This is a genomic window from Pseudomonas sp. GM80 (genome assembly GCF_000282515.1).
Lineage (GTDB): Bacteria > Pseudomonadota > Gammaproteobacteria > Pseudomonadales > Pseudomonadaceae > Aquipseudomonas.
Window position 1 is genome coordinate 1 of sequence record NZ_AKJD01000121.1, and the last position, 2,739, is coordinate 2,739.

The 2,739-nt window shown below is 63.0% G+C and carries 1 protein-coding gene; it reads left to right on the plus strand.

Going from position 1 to position 2,739, the window contains the following annotated elements:
* Window positions 1-2,739 (plus strand): immunoglobulin-like domain-containing protein (locus tag PMI37_RS32055; protein ID WP_008083845.1); only part of this gene is annotated, 2,739 nt, incomplete at both ends.

Genomic DNA, 2,739 nt, shown 5'->3' on the forward strand with positions numbered 1-2,739 from the left:
CCTGCCGATGACGTCTACAAAGACGCCGGCAAAGTCGAAGTGACCATCAAGGAAACCACCGGCGGCAATTTCGAAAACCTGGTGGCCAATCCGACGCCAGCAGTGACCAACGTCGCCGACACGATCAACACCACACACCTGACCCTCAGCGCTGAAAGCTATGTGCTCGAAGGCACCTCGATCACCTACACCGCGACCCTGACCAACGCCGCGCAAACGCCGGTGACCGTCAACCTGAGCAACGGCCAGACCATCACCATCGAAGCCGGCAAAACCAGCGGTTCGGTGACCATCGCCGCGCCGAGCGATGACGTTTACAAAGACGTCAGCAAGCTCACCGTGACCATGACCGATGCTACTGGCGGCAACTTCGAGAGGCTCGACGTCAGCAAGACCCCGGTCAGCACCACCGTCAATGACACCGTCGACAAAACCACGCTGACCCTCAGCGCCAGCGACACCGTCAGCGAAGGTGGCCAGATCACCTACACCGCGACCTTGAGCAACCCGGCCGGCACCGCCATGACCGTGACCCTGGCCAACGGCGCGGTGATCAACATTGCCGCCGGCGCCACCAGCGGTTCGGTGAATTTCGCCGCGCCTGCCAATACTCCGTACATCGACGGCGGCAAGGTACAGACCGCGATTGCCAGCCACAGCGGCGGCAATTTCGAGCTGGTCGATGCCAACCGCTCGGCCGTGGTCACCACCGTCACCGACACGGTCGACACCACCAATATCAGCCTGAGCGCCACCGGGTCGGTCGCCGAGGGCGGCTCGATCGTCTACACCGCAACGCTGACCAACCCGGCCGGCACGGCCATGAGCGTGACCCTGAGCAATGGCGCAGTAATCAACATCGCCAAGGGCGCGACCACCGGCACCGCGACCGTCGCAGCACCGGCCGATGACGTCTACAAGGACGCCGGCAAGGTCGATGCGAGCATCACCAAGACCACGGGCGGCAACTTCGAAAACCTGGTGGTCGACAAGACCCCGGCCGTCACCGACGTGACCGACACCATCGATAACAGCACCGTTTCCCTGACTGCCACCGCCAGCACTACTGAAGGCGGCGTAGTGGTTTACACCGCCTCCGTGACCGCGCCAGTTACCGGCGCGCCGGTTGTGGTGACCCTGTCCAACGGCCAGACCATCACCATCCCGGTCGGCGCCAGCAGCGGCAGCGTCAACTTCACCGCACCGAACGATGCACTGGCTGGCGGCAACACGCTGAGCGTGAAAATCGACGGCACCAGCGGCGGCAACTACGAAAATCTGGTGGCCGATAAAACCCCGGCCGTGACGTCGGTCACCGACACCGTCGACACCACCAACCTGACGTTGAGCGCAACCGGGTCTGTGGCTGAAGGCGGCTCGATCGTCTACACCGCGACCCTGACCAACCCGGCAGGCACGCCAGTCACCGTGACCCTTTCCAACGGTTCGGTGATCACCATCGAAGCAGGCAAGACCACTGGCACCGTGACCGTTGCTGCGCCAGCCGATGACGTCTACAAAGACGCCGGCAAGGTCGAAGTCACCATCAAGGACGTCACTGGCGGCAACTTCGAGAACCTCGTTCCGAGCACCACGCCAGCCGTGACTGACGTCACTGACACCATCGATACCACGACCGTCAAACTGACGGCCGACACCACCGTGGCAGAAGGTGGCACCGTCACTTACACCGCGACCATCGGTGCCCCCGTGACCGGTTCGCCTGTCGTGGTGACGTTGGCCAACGGTCAGAGCATCACCATCGAAGTGGGTAAAACCTCCGGCACCGTGACCGTCACCGCGCCGAACGACGCGCTGAACGGTCAGGCGTCGCTGAACACCTCGATCACCGGCGTCAGCGGCGGCAACTACGAGAACCTCGTGGCCGACAGGACACCGGTTTCGACCAGTGTCACCGACACCGTCGACACCACCAACCTGTCCCTCAGCGCCACCAACTCGGTCGCCGAGGGCGGTTCGATCACCTACACCGCGACCCTGACCAACCCGGCCGGGACTCCGGTGACCGTGACGCTTTCGAATGGCTCGGTGATCACTATTGAAGCGGGTAAAACCACCGGCACCGTGACCGTTGCTGCGCCCGCCGATGACGTCTACAAGGACGCCGGCAAAGTCGAAGTGACCATCAAGGACGCTACTGGCGGCAACTTCGAGAACCTGGTGCCAAGCACCGTTCCAGCCGTGACCGATGTCACCGATACCATCGACACCACCACCGTGAAGCTGAGCGCTACCGAGTCGGCTGCTGAAGGTGGCACCGTCACCTACACCGCCACTGTTGGCGCTCCGGTAACCGGTTCGCCAGTCGTTGTCACCCTGGCCAACGGCCAAAGCATCACCATCGAAGTCGGCAAAACCACCGGCACCGTTACGACGACCGCACCGAACGATGCGCTGAACGGCCACACGCCGCTGAGCAACGCGATCACCGACGTGAGCGGCGGCAATTACGAGAATCTGGTTGCCGACAAAACCCCGGTTTCGACCACCGTCACCGACACCGTCGACACCACCGATCTAACGCTGAGCGCGACCGGCACCGTGGCCGAAGGCGGTTCGATTGTTTACACCGCGACGCTGACCAACCCGGCCGGCACGCCGGTGACAGTGACTCTGTCGAACGGTTCGACCATCACCATCGAAGCGGGCAAAACCACGGGCACCGTGACCGTTGCTGCGCCAGCCGATGACGTCTACAAAGACGCCGGCAAAGTCGAA